The sequence below is a fragment of the Dietzia sp. B19 genome, from assembly GCF_014145155.1.
GTDB lineage: Bacteria > Actinomycetota > Actinomycetes > Mycobacteriales > Mycobacteriaceae > Dietzia > Dietzia natronolimnaea.
This window is the reverse complement of the sequence record NZ_JAALED010000388.1, coordinates 1-1909: the sequence shown is the minus strand read 5'-3', so window position 1 is coordinate 1909 and position 1909 is coordinate 1. Positions and strand designations below refer to the sequence as shown.

Here is a 1909-nt window from a genome sequence, read left to right as displayed (position 1 = left end):
GCCACGGCGCCGCCGCCAACAGGACGACCACCGCCGCGGCGTAGCAGGCCAGCGCGAACCACACCGCGGCCCGGGCCCCGAGCACGGTGGCGACGGACTTCAGGTCCGCCTCGCGGTCGAAGCGGACGTCCTGCACGGCCCCGAAGGCCTGCGAGGCCGCACCCCACAGCATGAACGCGATCAGGCACGCCCACACCCCCCCGGTCAGGTCCGCACCGGCGATGGTCCAGCCGACGATCGCCGGGGAGACGAAGTGGAACGCGGAGGTGAGCGAGTCCAGGAACGGGATCTCCTTGAACCGCAGCCCCTTGGCGCTGTAGGCGATCACCGCGAACGCGCTCGCGGCGAGCCACAGGGACGACTCCACCGTCCCCGTCAGCACCAGGTACACGAGGAACGGCACGGTGGTCACCGCCGAGGCCACGAGGGTGGCCGTGTGACGGGACCGCTCGAGCACCGACCCCTCGACCCCGCCCTTGCGGGGGTTGCGCAGGTCGGACTCGTAGTCGAAGACGTCGTTGATCCCGTACATCGCGAGGTTGTACGGCACCAGGAAGAAGATCGTGCCGATCACGCCGACGAGGTCGAACCCCCCGGTGGCCAGGAAGTACGCCAGGGCGAACGGCGCGGCGGTGTTGACCCACGACACCGGCCGGGACGACCAGAACAGCGTGGTGAGCAGTCCCGGCGTCCCGGGCCGCTCGGGGGTGCGGACCTCGTCGTCGTCGCCGGGCTCCGGGGCGCGCGTCAGCAGCGCGTCCCCCCTCCCCGACACCGTCGGGCTCCCCACCTCGGCCCCGACCCGGGGTGACGCGGTGAGCAACGCCCACACCGACGGCACGAAGACCGCCGCGGCCACGGCGTAGGCGAAGTCCTCGATGGGCGCCACACCCAGGCGGATGCCGCTGGTGAGCGAGTCGTCATAGGCCACGAGCCCGGCCGAGATCATGATGTTGTCGAAGACCGCGGTGAGGATCATGAGGATCAGCAGCGCGCCGCCGACCCCGATCATCCACCGGCGTCTCTCGGGCCCGCGCAGGCGCCAGGCCGCGAGGAGGGCCACGGCCACCACGGGGATGGACATGGTGAGGTTGAGGGTCGTGTACAGGCTGGTCACCGGCGTTCCCCCGTCATCCGGGAGGGCCGGGACGCCCTGGCCGCCCGGGAGTCCCGCGCGTGGTCGACCGCGCGCGAGACCCCCGCCGCGCACACCAGCGCGAGGTGGGACAGGAACGCCAGGAACACGACCTCCTCGAACGGGATCTCCGGCGCCACCAGCAGCCCGGTCATGAAGTCGGTCTGTCCGCGGAAGAACACCCCGCTGCGCACCCCGAGCACGTCCCAGGTGAGCAGCAACGCCACGGAGGCGGAGACGGCGAGCGCCGCGGCGGCGGGCGCACGGAACGCCGCCAGCTTCCAGCGGTGGTCGATCACCAGGATCCCGGCGAAGGAGACCACCTGGACCAGGAGATAGGACAGCCCGATCACCTGTCGAACACCGTGCCCCCGCCGGGCTCCGCCACCGGGGCGGTCCCCGTGTCGCCACGGACGTGTTTGAGCACCAGCTCGGCGCTGATGAGGCACATCGGCAACCCGATCCCGGGGATGGTGGACGCCCCCGCGTAGTAGAGACCGTCGACGTGCCTGGAGACGTTGCGGGTCCGGAAGAACGCGCTCTGGGCCAGCGTGTGGGCGGGGCCGAGGGCGGTGCCGCGCCATGCGCCGAGGTCATCTTCCAGGTCCGCCGGGGCGATGGTGCGACGGACGACCACCCGCTCGGCCAGGTCCGGGATCCCGGTCCAGTCGGCGATCTGGGCGATGGCCTGGTCGGCCGCCGCCTCGATGGTCGCGTCGCCCGCGCCGTCCACGCCGCCGTGGCCGAGACCCGGGTCGGCGGGGATGGGGACCA

At 72.3% G+C, this 1909-nt stretch carries 2 protein-coding genes and 1 pseudogene; all 3 read right to left on the bottom strand.

The annotated features are described in order from the left end of the window. Nucleotides 1-1117 (bottom strand): prenyltransferase (locus G6020_RS17570; protein WP_182610711.1); only part of this gene is annotated, 1117 nt, incomplete at its 3' end. Next, complete coding sequence (locus G6020_RS11405) at nt 1114-1488, bottom strand: lycopene cyclase domain-containing protein (RefSeq protein WP_182610710.1); 375 nt, start codon at nt 1486-1488, stop codon at nt 1114-1116. The genes G6020_RS17570 and G6020_RS11405, both read right to left, overlap by 4 nt. Continuing rightward, nucleotides 1485-1909, bottom strand: a pseudogene (locus G6020_RS11400) (phytoene desaturase); the annotation flags it as partial. The pseudogene G6020_RS11400 and the gene G6020_RS11405, both read right to left, overlap by 4 nt.